At 63.0% G+C, this 22,134-nt stretch carries 20 protein-coding genes and 1 riboswitch; of the genes, 14 read left to right on the top strand and 6 right to left on the bottom strand.

Features of this window, described 5'->3' with window-relative positions; genetic code table 11:
- Positions 1-57: 57 nt before the first annotated feature.
- On the top strand, positions 58-405 hold the full coding sequence (locus tag GR198_RS01905; RefSeq protein ID WP_164067125.1) for a DUF3088 domain-containing protein: 348 nt from the start codon (positions 58-60) through the stop codon (positions 403-405).
- Between the two features lie 41 nt (positions 406-446).
- Here GR198_RS01905 and GR198_RS01900 read toward each other — a convergent pair whose 3' ends face one another.
- From GR198_RS01900 to GR198_RS01875, 6 genes are all read right to left on the bottom strand, one after another.
- The gene (locus GR198_RS01900; protein ID WP_164067123.1) at positions 447-2,282 is read right to left on the bottom strand and encodes an ABC transporter ATP-binding protein; all 1,836 of its coding nucleotides are present in this window, start codon (positions 2,280-2,282) and stop codon (positions 447-449) included.
- A 35-nt stretch (positions 2,283-2,317) separates the two neighbouring features.
- On the bottom strand, positions 2,318-3,514 hold the full coding sequence (locus tag GR198_RS01895; protein WP_164067120.1) for an aminotransferase class V-fold PLP-dependent enzyme: 1,197 nt from the start codon (positions 3,512-3,514) through the stop codon (positions 2,318-2,320).
- Between the two features lie 68 nt (positions 3,515-3,582).
- Entirely contained in the window at positions 3,583-4,095 is a 513-nt protein-coding gene (locus GR198_RS01890) for a RidA family protein (protein ID WP_027665566.1), read from the bottom strand.
- 50 nt (positions 4,096-4,145) lie between these two features.
- Positions 4,146-5,015 carry an ABC transporter permease gene (locus GR198_RS01885; protein ID WP_164047113.1) on the bottom strand — a complete coding sequence of 290 codons (870 nt, stop codon included), beginning with the start codon at positions 5,013-5,015 and terminating at the stop codon, positions 4,146-4,148.
- The gene (locus tag GR198_RS01880) at positions 5,015-5,956 is read right to left on the bottom strand and encodes an ABC transporter permease (protein ID WP_003547937.1); all 942 of its coding nucleotides are present in this window, start codon (positions 5,954-5,956) and stop codon (positions 5,015-5,017) included. The genes GR198_RS01885 and GR198_RS01880 overlap by 1 nt, the downstream gene beginning before the upstream one ends.
- A gap of 80 nt (positions 5,957-6,036) precedes the next feature.
- Entirely contained in the window at positions 6,037-7,563 is a 1,527-nt protein-coding gene (locus GR198_RS01875; RefSeq protein WP_164067116.1) for an ABC transporter substrate-binding protein, read from the bottom strand.
- Between the two features lie 227 nt (positions 7,564-7,790).
- Between GR198_RS01875 and GR198_RS01870 the strand changes: the two genes are divergently transcribed.
- The 13 genes from GR198_RS01870 (at position 7,791) to thiD (ending at position 22,050) form a co-directional block, all read left to right on the top strand.
- Positions 7,791-8,375: a DUF1349 domain-containing protein gene (locus GR198_RS01870; RefSeq protein WP_164067113.1), complete on the top strand. Its 585-nt coding sequence runs from the start codon at positions 7,791-7,793 to the stop codon at positions 8,373-8,375.
- Between the two features lie 223 nt (positions 8,376-8,598).
- Positions 8,599-9,732, top strand: coding sequence for a transporter substrate-binding protein (locus GR198_RS01865; protein WP_164067110.1), 1,134 nt, complete (start codon positions 8,599-8,601; stop codon positions 9,730-9,732).
- Positions 9,729-10,310 (top strand): ANTAR domain-containing response regulator, encoded by a 582-nt coding sequence (locus GR198_RS01860; protein ID WP_164067107.1) that lies wholly within the window; start codon positions 9,729-9,731, stop codon positions 10,308-10,310. Before GR198_RS01865 ends, GR198_RS01860 begins: the two co-directional genes overlap by 4 nt.
- Positions 10,310-11,158 carry an ABC transporter permease gene (locus GR198_RS01855; RefSeq protein WP_164024789.1) on the top strand — a complete coding sequence of 283 codons (849 nt, stop codon included), beginning with the start codon at positions 10,310-10,312 and terminating at the stop codon, positions 11,156-11,158. Before GR198_RS01860 ends, GR198_RS01855 begins: the two co-directional genes overlap by 1 nt.
- A complete protein-coding gene (locus tag GR198_RS01850) occupies positions 11,158-12,078 on the top strand; it encodes an ABC transporter permease (protein WP_164067104.1) in 921 nt (306 codons plus the stop codon). Before GR198_RS01855 ends, GR198_RS01850 begins: the two co-directional genes overlap by 1 nt.
- A gap of 25 nt (positions 12,079-12,103) precedes the next feature.
- The gene (locus tag GR198_RS01845; protein WP_029874888.1) at positions 12,104-13,723 is read left to right on the top strand and encodes an ABC transporter substrate-binding protein; all 1,620 of its coding nucleotides are present in this window, start codon (positions 12,104-12,106) and stop codon (positions 13,721-13,723) included.
- Positions 13,724-13,790: 67 nt separating this feature from the next.
- On the top strand, positions 13,791-14,735 hold the full coding sequence (locus GR198_RS01840) for an acetamidase/formamidase family protein (protein WP_164067101.1): 945 nt from the start codon (positions 13,791-13,793) through the stop codon (positions 14,733-14,735).
- The gene (locus GR198_RS01835) at positions 14,732-16,420 is read left to right on the top strand and encodes an ABC transporter ATP-binding protein (protein ID WP_164067099.1); all 1,689 of its coding nucleotides are present in this window, start codon (positions 14,732-14,734) and stop codon (positions 16,418-16,420) included. Before GR198_RS01840 ends, GR198_RS01835 begins: the two co-directional genes overlap by 4 nt.
- Positions 16,421-16,555: 135 nt before the next feature.
- Positions 16,556-18,232 (top strand): S8 family peptidase, encoded by a 1,677-nt coding sequence (locus tag GR198_RS01830; RefSeq protein ID WP_164067096.1) that lies wholly within the window; start codon positions 16,556-16,558, stop codon positions 18,230-18,232.
- A gap of 9 nt (positions 18,233-18,241) precedes the next feature.
- Positions 18,242-19,570 carry a hypothetical protein gene (locus GR198_RS01825; RefSeq protein ID WP_164067093.1) on the top strand — a complete coding sequence of 443 codons (1,329 nt, stop codon included), beginning with the start codon at positions 18,242-18,244 and terminating at the stop codon, positions 19,568-19,570.
- A gap of 91 nt (positions 19,571-19,661) precedes the next feature.
- Positions 19,662-19,758, top strand: a riboswitch (TPP riboswitch).
- A 50-nt stretch (positions 19,759-19,808) separates the two neighbouring features.
- On the top strand, positions 19,809-20,612 hold the full coding sequence (gene thiM / locus GR198_RS01820; protein WP_011655179.1) for a hydroxyethylthiazole kinase: 804 nt from the start codon (positions 19,809-19,811) through the stop codon (positions 20,610-20,612).
- Positions 20,609-21,244 carry a thiamine phosphate synthase gene (gene thiE, locus GR198_RS01815; RefSeq protein WP_164067090.1) on the top strand — a complete coding sequence of 212 codons (636 nt, stop codon included), beginning with the start codon at positions 20,609-20,611 and terminating at the stop codon, positions 21,242-21,244. Before thiM ends, thiE begins: the two co-directional genes overlap by 4 nt.
- Entirely contained in the window at positions 21,241-22,050 is an 810-nt protein-coding gene (thiD, locus tag GR198_RS01810) for a bifunctional hydroxymethylpyrimidine kinase/phosphomethylpyrimidine kinase (protein WP_164067087.1), read from the top strand. Before thiE ends, thiD begins: the two co-directional genes overlap by 4 nt.
- Positions 22,051-22,134 lie beyond the last annotated feature (84 nt).

The raw sequence follows: 22,134 nt of genomic DNA, 5'->3' as shown, positions 1-22,134 counted from the left end.
GGCCGTCAGATCCGGAAGCGATCGGCGTGCCACGTCAATGTGAAAGGGAAATGTGCGATGAACAGGGATAGGCTCTTTATACTTCGCCCGGGCTTCGAAGATCCCGCCTACCCAGGAGAACGTTTTTACTGCTGGCATTGCGCGCTCATGGAAGGCGTGCTGGCATCCTTTCCGGACCTCGCGCAAGGACTTGATATCGAGCGAATTGCATGGCCTCGCCCAAGATTGCCGGTCATCGAACTGGTTGGAGAGGAAAATCAGTCACTGCCCCTACTTTTGCTTGCAGACGGAGCAACCTCCGTCCACCAAACCGGCGTGTACCGTGGGCGGGCCTTTATCTCCGAAAAGGACAATATCCTGGCCACCCTGACGGAAAGGCATGGATTCCCAAATCCTCACCCTTGAAACTTCTGCTCGTTAGGCCGATCCGGCTATCCGGCCTTCGACTACCGCTCGGCCATCACCAGATGCCCCGGCCCGACCTCCCGGTAAGAGGCGCTTGGCGTTTGATAGTCGACCGGGCGCATCGGGCTCTTGATTTCGTCATTCGCCACCATCCGCTTTTCGTGGCGGCGGTCCGGATCGGGCACGGGCACTGCCGCGATGAGTTTCTTCGTATAGGGATGCTGCGGATTTTCGAAGACCGATGCCCGCGGGCCGATCTCGACGATCTCGCCGAGATACATCACCGCCACACGGTGGCTGACGCGTTCGACCACCGCCATGTCGTGCGAGATAAACAGGAAGGCAAGGTTGAGGCTCTGCTGCAGATCGAGCATCAGGTTGATGACCTGCGCCTTGATCGAGACGTCGAGCGCCGAGACGCTTTCGTCGGCGACGATGACCTTCGGCTGCAATGCAAGCGCGCGGGCAATGCAGATGCGCTGGCGCTGGCCGCCGGAAAATTCATGCGGATAGCGCGCCGCCATCTCCGGTAACAGGCCGACCTTCACCAAAAGATCGGCAATGACGTCCTTCGCCTGTTTCGCGTTGCCCATCTTGTGTTCGAGATAGGGTTCGGCGATCGCAGCACCAACAGTCATGCGCGGATTGAGGCTGGCAAAGGGATCCTGGAAGATCATCTGTACGGATTTGCGCATCTCGCGCAGATCCTTCCGGTCGAGGCCGAGCACCTCCCTGCCCTCGACGAGAACAGAACCGGCCTGCGGCTCGATCAGCCGCATGATGGCGCGGCCGGTCGTCGACTTGCCGCAGCCGGATTCGCCGACAAGCGACAGCGTCTCGCCGGCGTGAAGATCGAAGGAGACGTTTTCGACGGCATGCACCCGGCTGGTCAGCCGGCCGAACAGGCCGGAATGAATGTCGAAACGCTTGGTGAGGTTCTTCACCTGCAGGACCGGCGTCGCTGCCACCGTATCGGCGACCTCAGCAGGAATGTCCGATTCACCCGTTGCTGTATTGACCACGGGGAAGCGCAGCGGCCTTTGCCTGCCCTGCATCGAGCCGAGCACCGGCACGGCTGATAGTAGCGCTCTCGTATAGGGATGTTTGCCGCGGTGGAAGATATCGGCGGTGGCGCCGCTTTCCACCTGTTCGCCACGATACATCACCACCGTCCTGTCGGCGATCTCGGCAACGACACCCATGTCATGGGTGATGAAGAGAACGGAGGTTCCCTCCTCGTCCTGCAGCATCTTGATGAGATCGAGGATCTGGCCCTGGATCGTCACGTCGAGCGCCGTCGTCGGCTCGTCGGCGATCAGCAATTTCGGCCGGCTGGCGAGCGCCATGGCGATCATCACCCGCTGGCGCATGCCGCCGGAAAAACGGTGCGGATATTCGCCGAAGCGCGAGGCGGCCGAGGGGATGCGGACCTTTTCCAGCAGCCTGATCGTCTCGGCTTTGGCATCGGCCTTGCTCATATCGGAATGGCAGAGCAGCGCTTCGGAAATCTGGTCGCCGATGGTGAAGAGCGGATTGAGCGATGTCATCGGCTCCTGGAAGATCATCGCCACCTCGTTGCCGCGCACCTGCCGCATTGCATTTTCCGGCAAGGCCAGGAGGTCGCGTCCACCGAGCATGACGCGGCCCTCGACGCGACTCGTATCCGCCTGCAGCAGCCGCATAATCGAGAGCGATGTGACGCTCTTGCCCGAGCCGGATTCGCCGACGATCGCCACCGTTTCCGCTGGCGCCACCGTGAAGGAAACATCACGCACGACCGGTTTCCAGACACCGTCCACCAGGAAAGATGTCGTCAGACCTTCGACGGAAAGAACGTCGCTGGTCGTCTGGATCGGTTGGGTTTGGACACTGGCCATGGTGGTTCCTCTAGCGACAGATGAGCGTCGGCGGATCAATCCGGCCAGCGCAGCGCACCGTCGAAGCGGTGTCTGCTGCGGTTCTCGATCGGCGTTGCGATGATCTCGTTGGAGGCGCGCGCCTTGTCGAGCTCCTGCGCCAGGCGCTCCGCGACGATCGTCTCCTCGCCCGGATGCAGGTTGCACGGGTCGAGGTAGAAATAGCGGTGCTCCACCTCATGGTCGCGCACGATGATCGGCGGGCTGCCCTTGGCAAGCGCATCCGCCAGATCCCAAGCGGTGATATGCGCCTGCTCGGGATCGACGATCAGGCGCAGCCGATCAAGCGGATTGTTGGTCGGGTCAGGCTCGATCAGCGCGGTGAGGCCGGGGCGACCATCGAGTGTACGCTTCCACAGGTGGAGATAGCTGGTCTCGCGTTCCCGGATGCCGACATGGTCGCGGTTTTCCCAGGCTTCGAGTGCTGCCATGACGCCGAAGATGCTCTCCTTGCCGACCTTCATGCCGCGGCCGATGCCCATATTCTGCAGGAAGGCATGGCGCACCAGCTCCTTCTTGCCGGCAACGATGCCCGAGGTCGGGCCGCCGAGGAATTTGTGGCCGGAGTAAAGGGCGATATCGGCCCCCTGCTCCAGGAAAATCTTGAGATCATATTCCGAGGCGGCATCGACGATGACGGGCACGCCCTTGGCATGGGCAATCTCGACGAATTCCTTGAGATTCAAGAGGCCGTAATCGACGACATGGTGGGAGACGACATAGACGGCGGCGGCGGTCTTGTCGGTGATGGCGTTTTCCATGTGGAAGCGATGCGTCGAGGTAGCCTGCCCCACAAGCACCACCTTGCCGCCCGCAAGCCGGATCGCCTGGTCGACCGGTGCGCCATAGCTCACCACATGGCCCATCTGCACCAGCACTTCGTTCTTCTCCGGCACCACATCCGGCAGCCTCTCGATCGCCAGCAGATTGTTGCCGGTGATCGCGCCGGCGACGGCGAGCGAAATGCCGGCCGAGCAGGAGGCGGTGACGAAGCCCGCCTCGCCGCCGGTCAGCCGGGCGATGACGGCGCTGGCCTTGCGCTGCAGGTCGTTGATCTCGACGAAGTGCGGCAGGATCGATGCCATCGCGCTGATCGCTTCGGGAACGACGATCGAGGCGCCGAGGCTGGTCATCGTACCCGATACATTGATGACAGGGCGAAGGCCGAGCGACGGGCGGATATCAGTGGACATGGAGATCTCCAGGATTCTGGGTCGGAAAACGAAACATGGTGCGGTCGATCAAGTGTGTCGAGCTCTGGTCAGCCGTGCAAGGCGACGATCGCCTCGATCTCGACGGTGATGTTGCCGGGCAGCGAGCCGAAGCCGACGGCCGAGCGGGCATGTTCGCCGGCCGGCCCGAAGACTGCGATCAGCAGATCCGAGCAGCCGTTGATGACGCTTGGATGATCCTCAAAATCAGGCACGGCATTGACCATGCCGAGCAGCTTGACCACCCGCTTGACGCGGGAGAGATCGCCGAGCGCATCCTGCATGACGGCCAGCAGGTTGATGCCGGTCAGCCGCGCGTGGCCGTAGGCCTCCTCGACGCTGACCCCACCGCCGACCTTGCCGGCATGCATGAAGCCATCGGCCTCGCGCGGGCCCTGGCCGGAGAGGTAGAGCATATTGCCTTCGATCACGTGCGTGACGAAATTGGCGATCGGCGGCGGCGGCGGCGGAAGCGCAATGCCGAGGGCGGCAAGCCGTTCGTAAGGCGAGTTCTCGACCTTGCCGGCGGCGGTGGGAAACTGATTCACGCAAACTCCTGTCATGCAATTTTCGATTTGGCGAGTTTCGATTGGGCCGACCCTTGGTCGGCGGATTAAAGATCCTTGCGCAGTCTCGGATCGAGCATGTCCCTGAGGCCATCGCCGACCATCTGCAGCGACAGCACGGAGAGGATGATGGCGACACCCGGAAACAGCGTCATCCAGTCGGCCTGGCCGATATACTGCCGGCCGGCGGCGATCATCGTTCCCCAGGTCGGGATTTCCGGGCTGACGCCAAGGCCGAGGAAAGACAGGCCGGCTTCGGCAAGCATCGCGCTGGCAAAGAGGAACGTCGCCTGCACGAGGATCGGCGACAGCAGATTGCGCAGCACATGCCGCGTCATGATATGGAAGGTCGAGATGCCGAGCGCCCTCGCCGCCTCGACATAGGGGAGTTCACGAATGACCAGCGTCGAAGCGCGGACGATGCGGGCAAGGCGCGGCGCATAGACGATCGACAGCGCGATGATCACCGTCGTCAACGACGGGCCGAGAGCGGCGACGAGCGCGATCGCCAGCAAAATATCGGGGAATGCCATCATCGCATCGATCAGCCGGGCGATCGGCGTATCGAGCTTCTGGAAGAAGCCGGCAAGCAGGCCGAGCGTCACGCCGATTACGGCCGACAAGGTCACGACCGCAACACCGACGAGCAGCGACAGGCGGCCGGCGAAGATGGTGCGTGAGAAGACGTCGCGGCCGAACTCATCGGTGCCAAAGAAAAAGGTGCCGCTCGGCGGCTTCAGCCGATTGACGATGGAAAGCTTCGACGGCGAATAGGGCGCGACAACAGGCGCGAAGACTGCCAGAAGCACGAAGATCGTCAGGATCAGCAGACCCAAGGCGACGGTCTTGCGCTTCAGCAGGCGCTTGACGAATTTGCTGCCCTCACCTTCGACGGGCGTGATTGCGATATCGGCCATCAGTAGCGCACCCTCGGATCGATCAGCAGATAGAGCATGTCGATCGCAAAATTGATCAGCACGTAGAGGGCGGCGATGACGAGCAGAGCCCCCTGGATGACGGGATAGTCGCGGCGCAGAACCGCCGAGACGACGAGATTGCCGACACCCGGCAGGCCGAAGACGGTCTCGGTGACGACAGCGCCCGAAATCAGCACCGCTGCCGTCAGGCCGATCACCGTCAGGATCGGGATCAGCGCATTCTTCAGTGCGTGCTTGAGAATGACGCGGCGCTCGATCAGCCCCTTGGCGCGGGCCGTGCGGATATAATCGTCGCCAAGCACATCGAGCATCGAAGCGCGGGTGAAACGCAGGATCAGCGCCGAGGAGACGATGCCGAGCGCAAAGGCAGGCAGGGTCAGATGATACATGCGCTCGAAGAAGGTCGAGCCCGGACCGCCATAACCCGAGACCGGGAAGAGGTTCAGCCTGACGGCGAAGAACTGCATCAGGATCAGGCCGAGCCAGAAGCTTGGAATGCTGGCGGCGAACATCGCAAGCGTCGTTGCCGCCTGGTCGATGAAGGAACCGCGCCGATAAGCGGCATAAATGCCGATCGGCAAGGCGATGATGCTGGCAATGGCGAGCGAAAACAAAGTCAGGAAGAAGGTCGGCTCCGCCCGGTCGAGCAAGGCCGAGGTGACAGGCATGTTGAGGAAGATCGACTGGCCGAGATCACCTCTCAGCATCTGGCCGATATAGTAGACATATTGCAGGCCGAGCGACTGATCGAGGCCGAGCCGGGCCCTGAGGTCGGCAATATCCTGCGGCGTCGCATCCGGCCCGAGCATCACAGCGGCCGGATCTCCCGGCGTCACGCGCACGATGACGAAGACGATAGTGACGACGAGAAACATCACGACGATCATGCCGAACAGGCGCTGGAGGATGTAGCGTATCATGAATGCCTGGCAAACCTTTGCAGATGCTGCAAAAAAGAAGACCGATACCGGCCACGGCGGGCCGGTATCGGTGGCGATGCTTACTTCTTGATCGAAGCATTCCAGAAATACGGCCACGGAGCCGGATCGACGCCCTCAAGCTTGGTCGATTCTGCCGAAACGGCGTTGAAGTCGCCGATCTTCATGAACGGGGCGTCGACATAGATCGCCTTCTGGACATCGGCCCAGAGCGCCACGCGCTTCTTCGGATCGACTTCCGAGGTGAAGGCATCGACGGCGGCCTTGCGGGCCGGCGTATCCCACCAGCCCGGCGAGCTGGTCGAGAGCGAGCCGATCAGGGCAGGCTCCGGCAGGAAGGGGCTATGGGTGATGTAGATATCCCAGAGCTTCGGATCGGTGCGGCGCTGCGTCAGCGTCGCCCAGTCCACAACCTGCATATCGACGGTGAAGCCGGCAAGCTTCAGATATTCGGCGGCGACCTGCGCCATCTTGTAGTGGAACTCATACTGGCGGCTGGTCAGGATGCGGATCGGTTCGCCGTTGTAGCCGGCCTTCTTGGCGGCAGCCGCCGCCCCTTCCGGATCGGCGACGTTATAGGCGCCCTCGACGCCAGCATCTGTCGACCAGGCAAAGGTCTTGGGATAGATGGCGCCGTCGAGCGCGTAGAAATCCTTGCTGCCGAAAGCCGCCGCCAGCATGTCTTCCATGCTGAGCGCCTGGCGGATCGCCTTGCGAACCTCGACATTCCCAGCAATACCTTCCTTCGTGTTGAAGACGAAGACGGGATAACCGAAGGGCTTCAGGATGATCGGCTGCGAGGCGGTGGAGGCCTTCAGCTTGTCGTAGGATTCAACCGGGATCGAGTCGACGTAGTCGTACTGGCCGGAAACGGCGGCCTCGACGCGAGTGTTCGGATCCGGCACCGGCACGAAGCGGATTTCGTCGAGATACTGGTGGCGGGCGCCGCCATAACCATTGCTGTCGCCTTCGCGCGACTTGTAGCCATCGAAGCGGACGAGCTGGATGTATTGGTCGGCCTTGCGCTCCTTCAGCATATAGGGACCGGTGCCGATGAAGTCTTTCATCGGCTCGTCCTGTTTTTCGGACGGGATGATGATCGCAGCCGAATTGTTGAAGGCGAGCAGCGAGGTCAGCGGCGCATAGGGCTGCTTCAGCGTGATCGTGACGGTCGCCGGATCGACGGCGGTGACCTTATCGATAAAGCCGGCCACCTGCTTGCCGCGCGAGGCGATCTTCATCCAGCGGCCAAGCGAAGCGACGACATCTTCCGAGGTCATATCGCTATTGTCGTGGAACTTGATGCCGGTCCTGAGCTTGATCGTATAGGTTTTGCCGTCGGCACTGATCTCAGGCAGGCTTTCGGCCAGAAGCGGCGTCACGTTCCAGCTCTTGTCGAAGGTGTAGAGCGTTTCGAAAATGTGCTGTGTGACGATACCGACCAGATCGGCCGTCGACGACATCGGATCGAGCGTCGGCGGCTCGCCGATCGTCGCGACATTAATGACGCCGCCCTTTTCCTGGGCAAGCAGCGTCGAAGGCAGGGCGACGAGCGCGGTGCCGAGAAGGAATGCGACCAGTGTTTTCATGTGAGGACTCCCGTTTAGTTCCACAATTATGTAATTCATCTTTTTGTAACAGAATAAGAGATGGATCGATCCTGTCAAGCGTGAGCGACGGATTATGCTTGGGGGCGGCTACCGGGACGCCGCGAAAACACACAATCTTCGGCTGCGCCCGCCTGCACCACGGCCGCGCATTATGCCAAGGTGAGTCAATTGCCCTGCGGTCAGCTTCAACGGAACAGGAGAACAGGATGAGCATCGATTTCAACGACGGCAAATGGCTGAACGAGCCGGCACACTGGCACGCGAACGAAGCCGGCCTTAACCTGACCACCGATGAGAAAACCGATTTCTGGCGGGAGACCCATTACGGCTTCACCCGCCACAGCGGCCATTTCCTCGCCTTTCCCACCACCGACCGCTTCACCGCGCAGATCCGCGTCCATGGCGAATTCCGCACACTCTACGACCAGGCCGGCCTGATGGTGCGCATCGACGAGAGACGCTGGGTGAAAACAGGCGTCGAGTTCACCGACGGCGAAGCCTTCCTCAGTACTGTCGTCACAGATGGTAAGTCCGACTGGTCCGTGGCGCAGCCCTTCAGGGAATTGGAAGATTTCCGTATCCGTGTCACCGTCGCCAACGGAGCCATGCGCATCCAGGCTTCGCGCGATGGCAGTTTCTGGCCGCTGCTGCGGCTCGCCCCCTTCCCGGCTGCTGACCACTATGAGGTCGGACCCACGGCCTGCACGCCGGAGCGTAGCGGATTGACAGTCCGCTTCTCCGAATTCTCGATTGGGCCGGCGACTGCAAAGGATCTGCATGATTTGAGCTAGAAGAGCGTCCTTTGTGGCTCTACCGGAAGAACAAGATCAAATGACTGCGAGTGCAGCGCAGCACACTTGACAAAGACAAGCTGCCTGTATTTTACTCAGGCCTGCGGATTAGGCAAAGAGCCTTCCACATTACATGACTTCGATAGTCCCCGGGCAGTTTCGCCCCATGACGCCTCATCGCTCGATGGGATCCGCGTCGTGGGGTTTTTGATGTGGTCACTTCATGAACGACGCGCTGAAAATCGGCATCCTCTTTTCGACCACCGGCCCCTACGGCTCGATGGGCCGCGACGCGCGCGACGGCGCCGATTTCGCGATGGCCGAATATGCCGGCGTCGAAGGGCTGGCGATCGAGCCCGTCTTCTTCGATCCGCATGCCGATCTTGCCGCCTATCTCGACGGCGCGCGCCATCTTCTGCGGGCCGGCTGCCGCCATATCGTCGGCACGATCACGTCTGCGGCGCGCAAGGAAGTCATTCCGCTCGTCGAGAAACATGACGGCCTGCTCTGGTACATGTGCCCCTATGAAGGTTTCGAGGCAAACGAGAACGTCATCTATGTCGGCGGCTGCCCCAACCAGCATCTGCTGCCGCTGTTCGAGCACCTGATCCCGCGCTACGGCGCAAGGCCCTATCTCGTCGGCGCCAACTATGTCTGGGGCTGGGAGATGAACCGGCTCGCCCGCGAACTGATTACCAATGCCGGCGGCGAAGTACTTGGCGAACGCTATCTTCCGCTTGAGGAAACCGCCGTCGAACGCATCGTCGCCGAGATCGCGCAGCGCCGCCCGAGCTTCATCCTCAACAATCTGATCGGCCCCTCGAGCTATGCCTTCCTGGAGGCGATCAAGGCACTCGGTGATCGCGACCCGGCCTTCCGCGCGGAAAACTGCCCGGTGGTCAGCTGCGACCTGATGGAATGCGAACTCGACGATATCGCCGCCGGTGCCGCCGCCGGCCAGCTTTGCGCCGCTTCCTATTTCGATAGTATCGCGACCGCCGAAAATGCCGCCTTCAAGGCCCGTGTCACCGAGCGTCACGGCGCCGAGCGGCGTGTCTCCAGCGTCTTTGCCAGCGCCTATACGGCCGTCCGGCTCTGCGTCGACGCGATCGTCGCTGCCGGCGGTGACGAGCCCGACGCCGTCCGGCGCGAGCTCTACAATAGATCCTGGCCGACCCTGTTTGGCGCGCTTTCGATCGACCGCGAGACCAATCATGCCGCCCTGCCCTTCCATCTCGGCCGGATCAACGCCGACAACGGCTTCGATGTCGTCGCCTCGCGGCCGCCGCTCGCCGCCGACCCCTATCTGACCGGCCGCAACCGACAGGCCTTTCCACGGCTGAGGGTGGTGTCATGAGAGAGACGCCCAATTTCACCGGCTGGCAGGCGATGGTCCTGCATCGCGAGGACGGCAACACCGAAAGGCTGATTCGTCAGCTTCGCCTGCTCGGCATCCACGCAACGCTGCAATGGGCGCCGCTTTCGGCCGCGGCACTCCCTGATCTCGTCATCGTCGATGCCGATCAGGGCTGGGACGATCTGCTGCCCTGGAACGGCGAAACGCCTGCCTGCCCCGTTGTCGCCTTGCTTGGTTCGGAGGCGCCCGGCCGCATCGCCTGGGCGCTCGGACAGGGGGCCGGCGCAATCATCGCCAAGCCGATAGCCACATCGGCCGTCTATCCGGCGCTTGTCATGGCCGTCTCCATTCATCAGGAGCGCAAAGCGACTGCGGAAAAGCTGCAATATCTCGAAGAGCGCGTCCGGCTGCGGCCGCTCGTTCACGCCGCCGTCGAAAAGCTTCAGGCTGCACACGGCATCGACGAGGAGAGCGCTTACGCAATCCTGCGCAATTGCGCCATGCGCCGCCGCCTGCCGATGGAGCAAATATCAGCCTTCATTCTGGCAGGAGCAGAACCTCTGCCGGAGGCCGGCTGATGCATGTCTTGAAACAGATAATCCGCCAGCCGACGGCCCTTTTCGGCCTGATCGTCGTCACCCTCGTCATCGGTCTCGCCATCGCAGCGCCGTGGATCGCGCCGTTCAGCCCCGACGAGCAGATGTTTGACGGCCTTTCGCTCGAAGGTGCGCCGCTGCCGCCGGGCGGTGCCTATCTGCTGGGCACCGACACGCTCGGCCGCGACCTCTTCTCGCGCCTGCTCTTTGGCGCCCGCACTTCGCTGATCATCGGCCTTGTCGCCAATGGCATCGCGGTGGCGATCGGCCTCTTCGTCGGCATCGTTGCCGGTTATCTCCGCGGATTGCCCGGCAACATCCTGATGCGCTTCACCGATCTGATGATGGCCTTTCCGGCGCTGCTGCTCGCCATCGTGCTGGCCGCATTGCTGAAGCCGAGCCTCTGGATCGTCGCCATGGTGATCGCGCTGGTCAACTGGGTGCAGGTCGCCCGCATCGTCTATACCGAGACTCGCGGCCTGGTGGAGCGCGATTTCATCATGGCCGAACGCTCGCTCGGCGCCGGCCATATGCGCGTGCTCTTCATGCATATCCTGCCGCACCTCATGCCGACGGCAATCGTCTGGGGTACGCTCGGCATTGCCACCACCGTGCTGCTCGAGGCCACACTTTCCTTCCTCGGTGTCGGCGTCCAGCCGCCGCAGCCCTCCTGGGGCAACATCATCTTCGAGAGCCAAAGCTATTTCCAGGCCGCCCCCTGGCTGGTCTTCATCCCGGGCGCGATCATCCTTCTGACGGCGCTTTCCTTCAATCTGGTGGGCGACGCACTGCGCGACATTCTCGACCCGACCCAGCGCGGGAGGGGCTGATGGCGTCAATCATGCTTCGCAGGCTGGCGCAGGCGGCTCTGATCCTGCTCGGGGTCGCGGCCATCACCTTCCTGCTGCTCTACGCCCTTCCCGCCGACCCGGCCCGCATGATCGCCGGCCGCAGCGCCACCGCCCAGACGGTCGCCAACATCCGCCATGAGCTCGGCCTCGACCAGCCGCTGCTGGTCCAGTTCGGCACCTATCTCGGCAATCTGCTGCATGGCAATCTCGGCCGCTCCTATGCGCAGAAGACCGATGTCTGGACGCTGATCGCCGCCCGACTGCCGGCGACGCTGACGCTGATGCTTGCCGGCATCTTCGTCGAGGTGGTGCTCGGCCTGACGCTCGGCACCATCGCCGCCGTGCGCCGCGGCGGCTTCGTCGACCGGCTGGTGATGATGGTCTCCTTCGTCGGCACCTCCGCGCCGCAGTTCCTCGTCGCCCTGCTGCTGCTCTACCTGCTGGCGGCAACGCTCGGCTGGTTTCCGATGAGCGGCTACGGCAGCTTCCCGCATCTCGTCCTACCGGCCGTAACACTCGGCATCTGCGGCGCCGGCTGGTACGCCCGCATGGTGCGCTCGTCGATGATCGACGTGCTGAACCAGGATTATGTCCGCACGGCGCGCGCCAAGGGTCTTTCCTCGAAACGCGTCATCCTGCGCCATGCCCTGCCCAATGCCGTGCTGCCGATCATCGCGATGATCGGTATCGATATCGGCCAGTTCATGGGCGGCGTGGTCGTGGTCGAAGCGGTCTATGGCTGGCCCGGCATCGGCCAGCTCGCCTGGCAGGCGATCCAGCAGGTCGACATTCCGATCATCATGGGCGTCACCCTGACCTCGGCGCTCGCCATCATCATCGGCAACCTGCTTGCCGACCTCGTCGCGCCGGTCATCGATCCGCGCATCCGCACACGCTGACAGCAACCAAAGAAGGGGAACCAAGATGTTCAAACGCTGGCTGCAACAGACGACCATGGCAACGATGGTGGCGCTCGCCCCATTATCCGTCATGGCGCAGGAAACGCCCAAGCAGGGCGGCGATATCGTCGTCACCTACAAGGACGACATCACCACACTCGACCCCGCGATCGGCTACGACTGGGTCAACTGGTCGATGATCAAGAGCCTCTACTCCCGCCTGATGGATTATGCGCCCGGTACGCCGAATCCGGTGCCCTCGCTTGCCGAAAGCTTCACCGTCTCACCCGACGGCCTGACCTATACCTTCAAGCTGCACAAGGGCGTGAAGTTCTCAAACGGCCGCGAAGTTGTCGCCTCCGACGTGAAATATTCGATCGAACGCGCCGTTGACCCGAAGACTCAGGGGCCTGGCGCCGGTTTCTTCGGCGCCATCAAGGGCTTCGAGGATGAAACCGGCGGCAAGACGACAACGCTCTCCGGCATCGAGACGCCGGATGACAGCACCGTCATCTTCAACCTCTCGCGTCCAGATGCCACCTTCCTGCACGTGCTCGCCATCAACTTCGCCTCGGTCGTGCCGAAGGAAGCCGTCGAGGCGGCCGCCGGCGATTTCGGCAAGAAGCCGGTCGGCTCCGGCACCTTCATCCTGAAGGATTGGACGATCGGCCAGCAGCTCGTTTTCGAGCGCAACAAGGATTATTTCGTCAAGGGCGTTCCCTATATCGACAGCTTCAAGGTCGAGGTCGGCCAGGAGCCGCTGGTGGCGCTCTTGCGCCTGCAGAAGGGCGAGGTCGACATTGCCGGCGACGGCATTCCGCCGGCGAAGTTCCTCGAAATCAAGAATTCGGCCGACGGCGCGCAGATGATCGTCGACGGCGAACAGCTGCACACCGGCTACATCACGCTGAACACCAAAGTGAAACCCTTCGACAACGTCAAGGTTCGCCAGGCGCTGAACATGGCGATCAACAAGGACCGCATCACCCGCATCCTCAACGGCCGCGCAACGCCTGCCAACCAGCCGCTGCCGCCGCTGATGCCGGGCTACGACAAGTCCTTCGCCGGCTATGCCTATGACGTGGCGAAAGCCAAGGCGCTGCTTGCCGAAGCCGGTTATCCCGACGGTTTCGAGACCGTGCTCTACTCGACGAACACCGACCCGCAGCCGCGTATCGCCCAGGCGATCCAGCAGGATCTGGCCGCCGTTGGCGTCAAGGCCGAAGTCCGCGCGCTCGCCCAGGCAAACGTCATCTCGGCCGGTGGCACGGAAGGCGAAGCGCCGATGATCTGGTCGGGCGGCATGGCCTGGATCGCCGACTTCCCGGACCCCTCGAACTTCTACGGCCCGATCCTCGGTTGCGCCGGCGCGGTTCCGGGCGGCTGGAACTGGTCATGGTATTGCAATGCCGATCTCGACAAGCGCGCCGTTGCCGCCGACTCCATGTCCGATCCGGCAAAGGCCGCCGAGCGCACCGCCGCCTGGGGCAAGATCTTCACCGACATCATGGCCGATGCGCCGTGGATCCCTGTCATCAACGAACGCCGCGTCGTCGCCAAGTCGATGCGCATGGGCGGTGCTGACAACATCTACATCGATCCGACCCGCGTCATCAATTACGACGCGATCTACGTCAAGCAATAGGCCCTGAAGAAACAAAGCCTTCCCGGTCCACGCCGGGAAGGCATCATAAAATCGAGGGAGATATGCCATGTGCATCGCCTGCACCCACACCATCCACCGCGCCCAGCATAATTTCGGCTGGAACAAGGATTTCGCCCCCGCCGTTGTTGCCAAGCCCGGCGAGACGATCCACTTCGAATGCATGGATTCGTCAGGTGGCCAGCTCGGAGACGACGCAACGCTGGAAACGCTGAACGCGCTCGATTTCGGCAAGATCAACCCGGTCTCCGGCCCAGTCTATATCGAAGGCGCTAAGCCCGGCGATGCGCTGAAGGTGACGCTACGCAAGTTCATTCCGTCCGGCGTCGGCTGGACGGCCAATATTCCGGGCTTCGGCCTGCTTGCCGACCAGTTCAAGGATCCGGCCCTGCACGTCTGGTCTTATGACGCCAACAGCATGGTGCCCGCCCTTTACGGTCCGGGCGGTCGCGTGCCGCTGAAGCCCTTCGCCGGCACGATCGGCGTCGCACCTGCCGAGCCCGGCACCCATTCCGTCGTGCCCCCACGTCGCGTCGGCGGCAACATGGACATCCGCGACCTGACGGCGGGCGTGACGCTCTACCTGCCCGTCGAGGTCGACGGCGCACTGTTTTCGATCGGGGATACCCATGCCGCCCAGGGCGATGGCGAAGTCTGCGGCACGGCGATCGAAAGCCAGATGAACGTCGAAGCGACGATCGAGCTCGTCAAGGACGCCAAGCTGCAGACGCCGCGCTTCACCACAACCGAACCGGTGACCCGCCATCTCGACGGCGCCGGCTACGAGGTGACGACCGGCATCGGCCCTGACCTGATGACCGGGGCGCGCGAAAGCGTCATGCGCATGATCGATCTTCTCGGCGCCGAACACGGCATGAGCGCCGTCGATGCCTACCTGCTCTGCTCGGTCTGCGGCGATCTCCGGATCAGCGAGATCGTCGACCAGCCGAACTGGGTGGTTTCCTTCTACTTCCCGAGGATCGTGTTCGCGTGAACGAAGCCATGCCCGCCGCAGCACCGGTGCTCAGCCTTCGCAATCTGAGCGTCGATGCCCGCACACCCGAAGGCCGCAAGCCGGTGCTCCAGGATGTCAGCTTCGAGCTTGCAAGCGGCGAAACGCTCTGCATCGCCGGCGAATCCGGCTCCGGCAAGTCGGTCACCTCGCTGTCGATCATGGGGCTCTTGCCGAAAGCCTCGCTACGGGTCGCCTCCGGCAGCGTGCTGCTTGGCGAGCGCGACCTGCTCAAACTTTCCGATCGGGCGATGCGCAGCGTGCGCGGTGGCGATATCGCCATGGTGTTCCAGGAGCCGATGACTTCGCTCAACCCGGTCATGTCGGTCGGCAACCAGTTGACCGAGGCAATCCGCGCGCACCAGGGCAGCGACAATGCCGAGGCGGTGGCGCTGAAGATGCTCGATGCCGTGCAGATCACCGAGCCGGCCCGGCGGCTGAAGCAATATCCGCACGAGCTTTCCGGCGGCATGCGCCAGCGGGTGATGATCGCCATGGCGCTCTCCTGCCGGCCGAAGGTGCTGATCGCCGACGAGCCGACGACCGCACTCGACGTCACCGTGCAGGCGCAGATCCTCAGGCTGATGCGGGACCTCAAGTGCGAATTCGGCGCCTCGATCATCCTGATCACCCACGACATGGGCGTCGTCGCCGAAATGGCCGATCGCGTCGTCATCATGCAAAATGGCAGGATCGTCGAGCAGGGAACGGCGCTCGCCATCTTCCAGCGGCCGAAGGAGGCCTATACGCAGCAATTGCTCGACGCCGTCCCGCGGCTCGGCGCACTTGCAGGCACCGACCGCCCGCCGCGCATCACCCAGCGCGCCGTCGAGACGCTGCATCCGGACCGCACGCCGGTCCTGAACGTGCGCGACCTCACCGTCACCTATGGCAATGCCGCAAGCCGGTTTTTCAAGGGCAAGCCGCCAGTTGCAGCCGTCGATGGCGTTTCCTTCGATATCCTGCCGGGTGAAACGCTCGGCCTCGTCGGCGAAAGCGGCTCCGGCAAATCGACGACGGGCAAGGCCGTGCTCGGTCTCATCCCCTTCAAGGGCAATGTCCTGATCGACGGCCGCAATATCGCCGGCCTCAGCCAGCGTGAGATGCGGCCCGTGCGCCGCTCGGCGCAGATGATCTTCCAGGATCCCTATGCCTCGCTCGACCCGCGCATGGCCGTCGGCAAGGCGATCGGCGAACCGATGCTCATCCACGGCATCGGCAACCACAGCGAACGGCAGGACCGCGTCGCCGAACTGCTGCGCCGGGTCGGCCTGACGCCTGATGCGGCGACGCGCTATCCGCACGAATTTTCAGGCGGCCAGCGCCAGCGCATCTGCATCGCACGGGCGCTGGCACTGGAGCCCAAGCTGATCGTCGCCGACGAGAGCGTCGCAGCGCTTGACGTCTCTGTACGCGCCCGGGTGCTCGACCTGCTGCTCGAACTGCAGGAGACGATGGGGCTCGCCTATCTCTTCATCTCCCACGACATGGCAGTGGTCGAGCGCATGTCGCACAACGTCGCCGTCATGCGCGCCGGCCGCATCATCGAAACCGGCACACGGCGGGACATCTTCGAGAACCCGAGGAATGACTACACCCGCGCGCTGATCGCCGCGGTTCCGATCCCCGATCCGGAGGTCTATCGCGTGAAAGGGGTTCATGCATAAGCGCATTGCGAGAGCGAGTGTAGATCGGCGATCTTAAAGTCATTCGGATATTTAGTAAATATAGAGCTGCATTTCAGAAATATATTGCACCTATGGTTGTCGCTGTTATTCTTTCCAAAGAGGGAGGAGAACCGCATGGCGAGAGGGCCGCAGCCAGCACGGCCTCGGAGAAAATCCGAGGGCAACATTCAAGAAAACCTCGTCAAGACGCGGATCGGGGGCGATCTCTCGTCGTTCATGAAGGGCAAGACGGATCCCCCCAAGGGGATTGGCAAGGCGAAGCACTTCGATGTCATCATCGAATTCAACCGCGACTTTCCGGGCGGCGGCACAGCGGCGCGGCAACTCTTGTTCGAAGCATTCCTGTTGTACCTCAACAGGATTGGGGCGACTGACGAGAGCAACAACCTGTGGCGTTTCGGCATGTCGCCGCCGCTCGGCATGCCTGCGGTCTCGGAGGACAGCAAACTCGACCTCTCCCAGATCTTTTCGAATGGCAGCAGGATTGCCGCCAAATCCCTCTGGACCGACAGCTACGCCTTCGCGACCCTGACCCGGGAAGCCATTGACCGGCTTTCGAGCTGGACAATGCCCAAAAAGGATGACGACGAGAATAAGGGTGAAACCAAAAGCGGCAGCAAGAATAAGAAGACACCACTCGTCTACAAGATCTGGTGCGATCACCAGATCAAACGCTGCGTCTATGAATCCGTCAGGACAATCAAATGCGATGCGGCGCATGCATCCTTCGCAGCCAGCGGAAAAGGCATTGTCTGGGCAGTGGCCGATACCGGCATTGACGGGACACATCCGCATTTCAAAACACTGAGAACGCTCGATCTGCCGGACGGCCTCTTTCATCGGGATTTCACGGCCGACAATCCGGACCCGGCCGTGGCGTCGGCTGCGGCGCTGATCGACAATGCGGGCCATGGAACCCATGTTGCCGGCATCATCGCCGGCCGCACATCGGTGCTGGACGAACCGAAGACAGACGCGGTCAAGAAGATCTGCGTGAAAGCGGAGGTGCGCAACGAGGACGGGACCAAATCAACCGTCAAGGATACTCATGACGGCGTCATCACCGGCATGGCACCGCACTGCAAGCTGTTGAGCCTGAAAGTGCTGGCCAATGAGAAGCAAGGCAAGCTCAGCAATCTGCTGGCTGCGATCGGCTATGTCCAGCGCTCGAACGACTACGGGCGCAACATCAAGATCCACGGTATCAATCTCAGCCTTGGCTATCCGTTCGATCCGGTCTGGTTCGCGGCAGGGCAAAGCCCGCTCTGCGTCGAGGTCGACAGGCTGGTGCGTTCGGGCGTCTGCGTCGTGGTCGCGGCCGGCAATGCCGGCTACGGTACGGTGACGCAATTCTCAGGCGCGCCGGAGCGCGCGGCCCATAGCGGCACGATCATGGATCCCGGCAACGCAGCGCTCGCCATCACTGTCGGCTCGACGCATCGCGACATGCCGCATACCTACGGCGTCTCCTATTTTTCCTCCAAGGGACCGACCGCGGATGGGCGGATGAAGCCCGATCTCGTCGCACCCGGCGAGCGCATCATCTCATGCGCGCTCTACAACGGTGCCAAGTCAGGCGAAGCGCCGTTCCGGGAGGATACCGGAACGAGCATGGCGACGCCGCATGTCTCCGGCGCGATCGCCGCCTTCCTCTCGGTTCGGCGAGAATTTCTCGGTCAGCCGGAACGCGTCAAAGAGATCTTCATCGGCGCCGCGACCGATCTCAAGCGGCGGCCGGAGTTTCAGGGCGCCGGCCTGCTCGATCTGATGCGAACGCTACAGGCTGTGTAAGGAGGACATATGGACACACTTGGACCCTCGCCATTCCTATGGCTCGAATTCGACAAGAATGGCACGATCGATCCCGCGACGACGACAAGTCTCGCGGCGTTGCTCAACCAGCCCGGAACGACCGATCTGGTGGTCATGTCGCATGGTTGGAAGAATACCAAGGACGATGCCCGCAAGCTCTACGGAACGCTATGGGCGAACGCCCGTAAGAAGCTTGCGCCTGAAAAGGCGAGCCACACCGTCGTCGCCGGCGTCGTCTGGCCCGCCAAGGCCTATCGCACCGATTTCGACGAACAGACACTGGTGACGCCGGGCGGCGGTGGAACCCTGGCGGCAGATGGAACGGTGGCGGGCCCTGAGGATCTCGATGACAAGGCCTTCAAAAACGTACTGAAGGATTTCAAGGATCTCTTCGGGCCGGATGGCGCCGCAACAGCCAAAAAGGCGCAGGCGGCAGCGAAGACGCTCGACGAAACGACGTCGTTTTTCCTCGTCAAGAACGGCAACGAAGCACTCGGTTCTCCGGGAACGGATTCCGAACTCAACGCGGATTCAGCGCCGATTGCGCTCGCCACGGACGATGCCACCAGCGCCAAAATACTGATGGAAGCTCTCATCGCGGCGCCGACATTTAACCTCGAAAGCTCCGTCGGCAAGGCTCAAGGGCTCGGCGACGTCGTCTCGGGCCTGATCTCCGGCCCGAGAGCGGCGGTGGCGCGGTTCCTGAACCAGCTGACCTATTACGAAATGAAGAAGCGCGCCGGCATCGTCGGCGAGGCGTTGACGAAAAGCGTGCTGTCGAAGCTCGTGTTGCAGCAGCCGATCCGCCTGCATCTCGTCGGCCACAGCTTCGGCGCCCGGCTGGTCGCGGCGGCGGCAAACGGGCTCGCCCCGGTCCCGAAGCTGGAATTCTTCTCGCTCACCCTGCTGCAGGGCGCCTTCTCGCACAATGGCTTCGCCAAAGAGATCAAGCCGGGCCTTGCCGGCGCCTTTCCCGATGTCGTTGGCAAACCGACCGGCCCGATCTGCATCACCCACACCCACAACGATCTCGCCTGCACGCTCGCCTATGCGCTGGCGTCGCGCCTGTCGCGCGATATCGCCAAGAGCATCGGCGATGCCAACGACGAGTTCGGGGCGATGGGGGCGAACGGTCCGCAGCACCTGAAGGCGGGACAGGCTGTCGAGGACGATACGGATGCCGTCTTCGCGCCGCAGGCCGGCAAGGTCAACACCTTCCTGGCGGACAAGTACATCATCAAGACAGCGGCGTCGGACGCCCATAACAATGTCGCCAACGAGGATGTCGGACGGCTGTTGGCAAAGATCGTCGGCTGACCGCCTTTTCGTAAAAAACGCGCGGCGCTGTCAGTCATGGAATTGTCATTTTCAGGATGACATCAGTCCCGTTCTCTGCGAAAAAGAGCGCGATGAGAGACAGGGGCGCCCGTCGACAGATGGGCTGAGAAGCACCCTTCGAACCTGAACCGGATAATGCCGGCGGAGGGAGTCGCTCGGGGTCGCGGCATCGCCCGCACGAACCGCCCCGTGCCCGCCCCCGCCTGAAAGGGGCCATATGCAGACCAGGACCACACCAGGAGCGATGTTGAAGGCGATGCGCGAGAAGCCGCCGCTCGTTCAGTGCATCACCAATTACGTCGCCATGAATATCGCCGCAAATGTCCTGCTCGCCGCTGGCGCCTCGCCCGCCATGGTGCATGCGGCGGAAGAAGCCGGCGAATTCGCCGCGATCGCCAGCGCGCTGACAATCAATATTGGCACGCTGTCGACGCAATGGATCGACGGCATGCAGGCGGCCGCGAAGGCGGCGACATCCGCCGGCAAACCGTGGGTACTCGATCCGGTCGCCCATTATGCGACGGCGTTCCGCCGCAATGCGGTCGCCGAGCTGCTCGCCCTCAAGCCCACGATCATCCGCGGCAACGCCTCCGAGATCATCGCGCTTGCCGGCGGAGAAAGCCGTGGCCAGGGCGTCGACAGCCGCGATCCGGTCGAACAGGCGGAAGGTTCGGCGCGATGGCTGGCTGAGCGGCAGCGGGCGGTAGTTGCCGTCACCGGTGCCGTGGATTTCGTCACCGACGGCGAGCGGGCGGTGCGCATCGAAGGCGGATCGGCCTTGATGCCGCAAGTCACCGCGCTCGGCTGCTCGCTCACCTGCCTCGTCGGCGCCTTTGCCGCGACGGCGCCAGAGGATATCTTCGGCGCGACGGTCGCTGCACTTTCAACCTTCGCCATCGCCGGCGAGGAAGCGGCCCTTGGGGCGGCCGGGCCTGGCTCCTTCTCCTGGCGTTTTCTCGATGCGCTGGCCGCGCTCGACGCCGAAACGCTTGACGCCAGGGCAAGGATATCAGCTGCATGAAGGCTTTCGACCTTTCGCTCTATCTCGTCCTCGACCCCGATCTCTGCGCCGGGATCGGAATGGTCGAAACCGCGCGCCTTGCCGTTGCCGGCGGCGCGACCATGGTGCAGTTGCGTGACAAACATGCCGGCACCATCAGGATGATCGAGACCGGCCGCGCCTTGAAACAGGCGCTGGATGGGACCGGCGCCCTCCTCATCGTCAACGATGACGTCGAGGCGGCAATCGCCATCGGCGCCAACGGCCTGCATATCGGCCAGGAAGACATGGATGCGATGAGAGCGCGAACGATGATCGGCCCCGAGCTGATCCTCGGCCTTTCGGTCGAGAGCGAGGCGCTTGCTAACGCGGTCGATCCTGGTCTCGTCGATTACACCGGCGTCGGGCCGGTGTTTGCGACACCGACCAAGGCCGATCACAAGCAGCCGATCGGCTTTGACGGACTTGCAAGGCTGGTAAAGGCCTCGCCGGTGCCATCGGTCGCGATCGGTGGGCTCAAGGCGGATCATGTCGCCCAGGTGTTTGCCGCAGGCGCCAGTGGGCTTGCCGTCGTCTCCGCCATCTGCGGCACGCCCGATCCGGAAGCCGCCACGCGCCGCATCGCTGCAGAAATCCGAAAGGTCCGCGCATGATCCGCAATGTTCTCTCGATCGCCGGCTCCGATCCCTCCGGCGGCGCCGGCATCCAGGCCGATCTCAAGGCCTTTTCCGCCCGCGGCGTCTACGGCATGGCGGTGCTGACCGCGCTGACGGCGCAGAACACGCAAGGTGTCAGCGGCGTGCACCTGGTGCCGCCGCAATTCGTCGCCGACCAGATCAATGCCGTCTTTGCCGATGTCCGCATCGACGCCGTCAAGATCGGCATGATCGCCAACGCCGGCATCGCCGACGCCGTTGCCGGTGCGCTGACTGACCACCGCGACATTCCGATCGTTATCGACCCTGTCATGATCGCCAAGGGCGGAGCCGCCCTGCTCGCGCCCGAAGCGGTCGACGTGCTGACCCGCCGGCTGCTGCCGCTTGCGACACTGCTGACCCCGAACCTGCCCGAAGCCGCCGCCCTGCTGCACCAGCCGGTCGCGACAAACCGCGCTGACATGGCGGCGCAGGCCGAGCGCCTGCTCGCGCTTGGTCCAGCCGCGGTGCTGGTCAAGGGCGGCCATCTCAACAGCGACGAGAGCCCTGACGTGCTTGCCACGGCCGCCGGCCTGCACTGGTTCGAAGCCGTGCGCGTGCCGACCAAGAACACCCACGGCACCGGCTGCACGCTCTCCAGCGCGCTGGCGGCCGAGCTCGCCAAGGGCGCCTCGGCGCGGGAGGCCGTCGCCATCGCCAAGGATTACCTCGCCGGCGCGGTCGCGGCTGCCGGACGCCTCACCGTCGGCTCCGGCCACGGCCCGGTGCAGCACTTTCATGCGCTCTGGAAAGACGGCGAATAGGCGCTCGCTCCACCAATATTCCGCCAATCGAAAACGGCCCGGCCTTCCCGGGCCGTTTTTGGGTTCGGCACCTACTTTGCGTTG

Source organism: Rhizobium leguminosarum (genome assembly GCF_010668065.1).
In the GTDB taxonomy this organism is placed as follows: domain Bacteria; phylum Pseudomonadota; class Alphaproteobacteria; order Rhizobiales; family Rhizobiaceae; genus Rhizobium; species Rhizobium leguminosarum_S.
The sequence above is the reverse complement of the archived record's forward strand: the minus strand, read 5'-3'. Positions and strand labels throughout refer to the sequence as shown.

Excerpts from the sequence above, each read along its gene's own strand:
- GR198_RS01830 (WP_164067096.1), top strand. The coding sequence starts at position 16,556 with ATGGCGAGAGGGCCGCAGCCAGCACGGCCTCGGAGAAAATCCGAGGGC.
- GR198_RS01860 (WP_164067107.1), top strand. The coding sequence starts at position 9,729 with ATGAGAGAGACGCCCAATTTCACCGGCTGGCAGGCGATGGTCCTGCAT.
- GR198_RS01845 (WP_029874888.1), top strand. The coding sequence starts at position 12,104 with ATGTTCAAACGCTGGCTGCAACAGACGACCATGGCAACGATGGTGGCG.
- GR198_RS01870 (WP_164067113.1), top strand. The coding sequence starts at position 7,791 with ATGAGCATCGATTTCAACGACGGCAAATGGCTGAACGAGCCGGCACAC.
- GR198_RS01905 (WP_164067125.1), top strand. The coding sequence starts at position 58 with ATGAACAGGGATAGGCTCTTTATACTTCGCCCGGGCTTCGAAGATCCC.
- GR198_RS01875 (WP_164067116.1), bottom strand. The coding sequence starts at position 7,563 with ATGAAAACACTGGTCGCATTCCTTCTCGGCACCGCGCTCGTCGCCCTG.
- GR198_RS01850 (WP_164067104.1), top strand. The coding sequence starts at position 11,158 with ATGGCGTCAATCATGCTTCGCAGGCTGGCGCAGGCGGCTCTGATCCTG.
- GR198_RS01885 (WP_164047113.1), bottom strand. The coding sequence starts at position 5,015 with ATGGCCGATATCGCAATCACGCCCGTCGAAGGTGAGGGCAGCAAATTC.
- GR198_RS01840 (WP_164067101.1), top strand. The coding sequence starts at position 13,791 with ATGTGCATCGCCTGCACCCACACCATCCACCGCGCCCAGCATAATTTC.
- GR198_RS01890 (WP_027665566.1), bottom strand. The coding sequence starts at position 4,095 with ATGACAGGAGTTTGCGTGAATCAGTTTCCCACCGCCGCCGGCAAGGTC.
- GR198_RS01825 (WP_164067093.1), top strand. The coding sequence starts at position 18,242 with ATGGACACACTTGGACCCTCGCCATTCCTATGGCTCGAATTCGACAAG.
- thiM (WP_011655179.1), top strand. The coding sequence starts at position 19,809 with ATGCAGACCAGGACCACACCAGGAGCGATGTTGAAGGCGATGCGCGAG.
- GR198_RS01895 (WP_164067120.1), bottom strand. The coding sequence starts at position 3,514 with ATGTCCACTGATATCCGCCCGTCGCTCGGCCTTCGCCCTGTCATCAAT.
- thiE (WP_164067090.1), top strand. The coding sequence starts at position 20,609 with ATGAAGGCTTTCGACCTTTCGCTCTATCTCGTCCTCGACCCCGATCTC.
- GR198_RS01865 (WP_164067110.1), top strand. The coding sequence starts at position 8,599 with ATGAACGACGCGCTGAAAATCGGCATCCTCTTTTCGACCACCGGCCCC.
- GR198_RS01900 (WP_164067123.1), bottom strand. The coding sequence starts at position 2,282 with ATGGCCAGTGTCCAAACCCAACCGATCCAGACGACCAGCGACGTTCTT.
- GR198_RS01880 (WP_003547937.1), bottom strand. The coding sequence starts at position 5,956 with ATGATACGCTACATCCTCCAGCGCCTGTTCGGCATGATCGTCGTGATG.
- thiD (WP_164067087.1), top strand. The coding sequence starts at position 21,241 with ATGATCCGCAATGTTCTCTCGATCGCCGGCTCCGATCCCTCCGGCGGC.
- GR198_RS01855 (WP_164024789.1), top strand. The coding sequence starts at position 10,310 with ATGCATGTCTTGAAACAGATAATCCGCCAGCCGACGGCCCTTTTCGGC.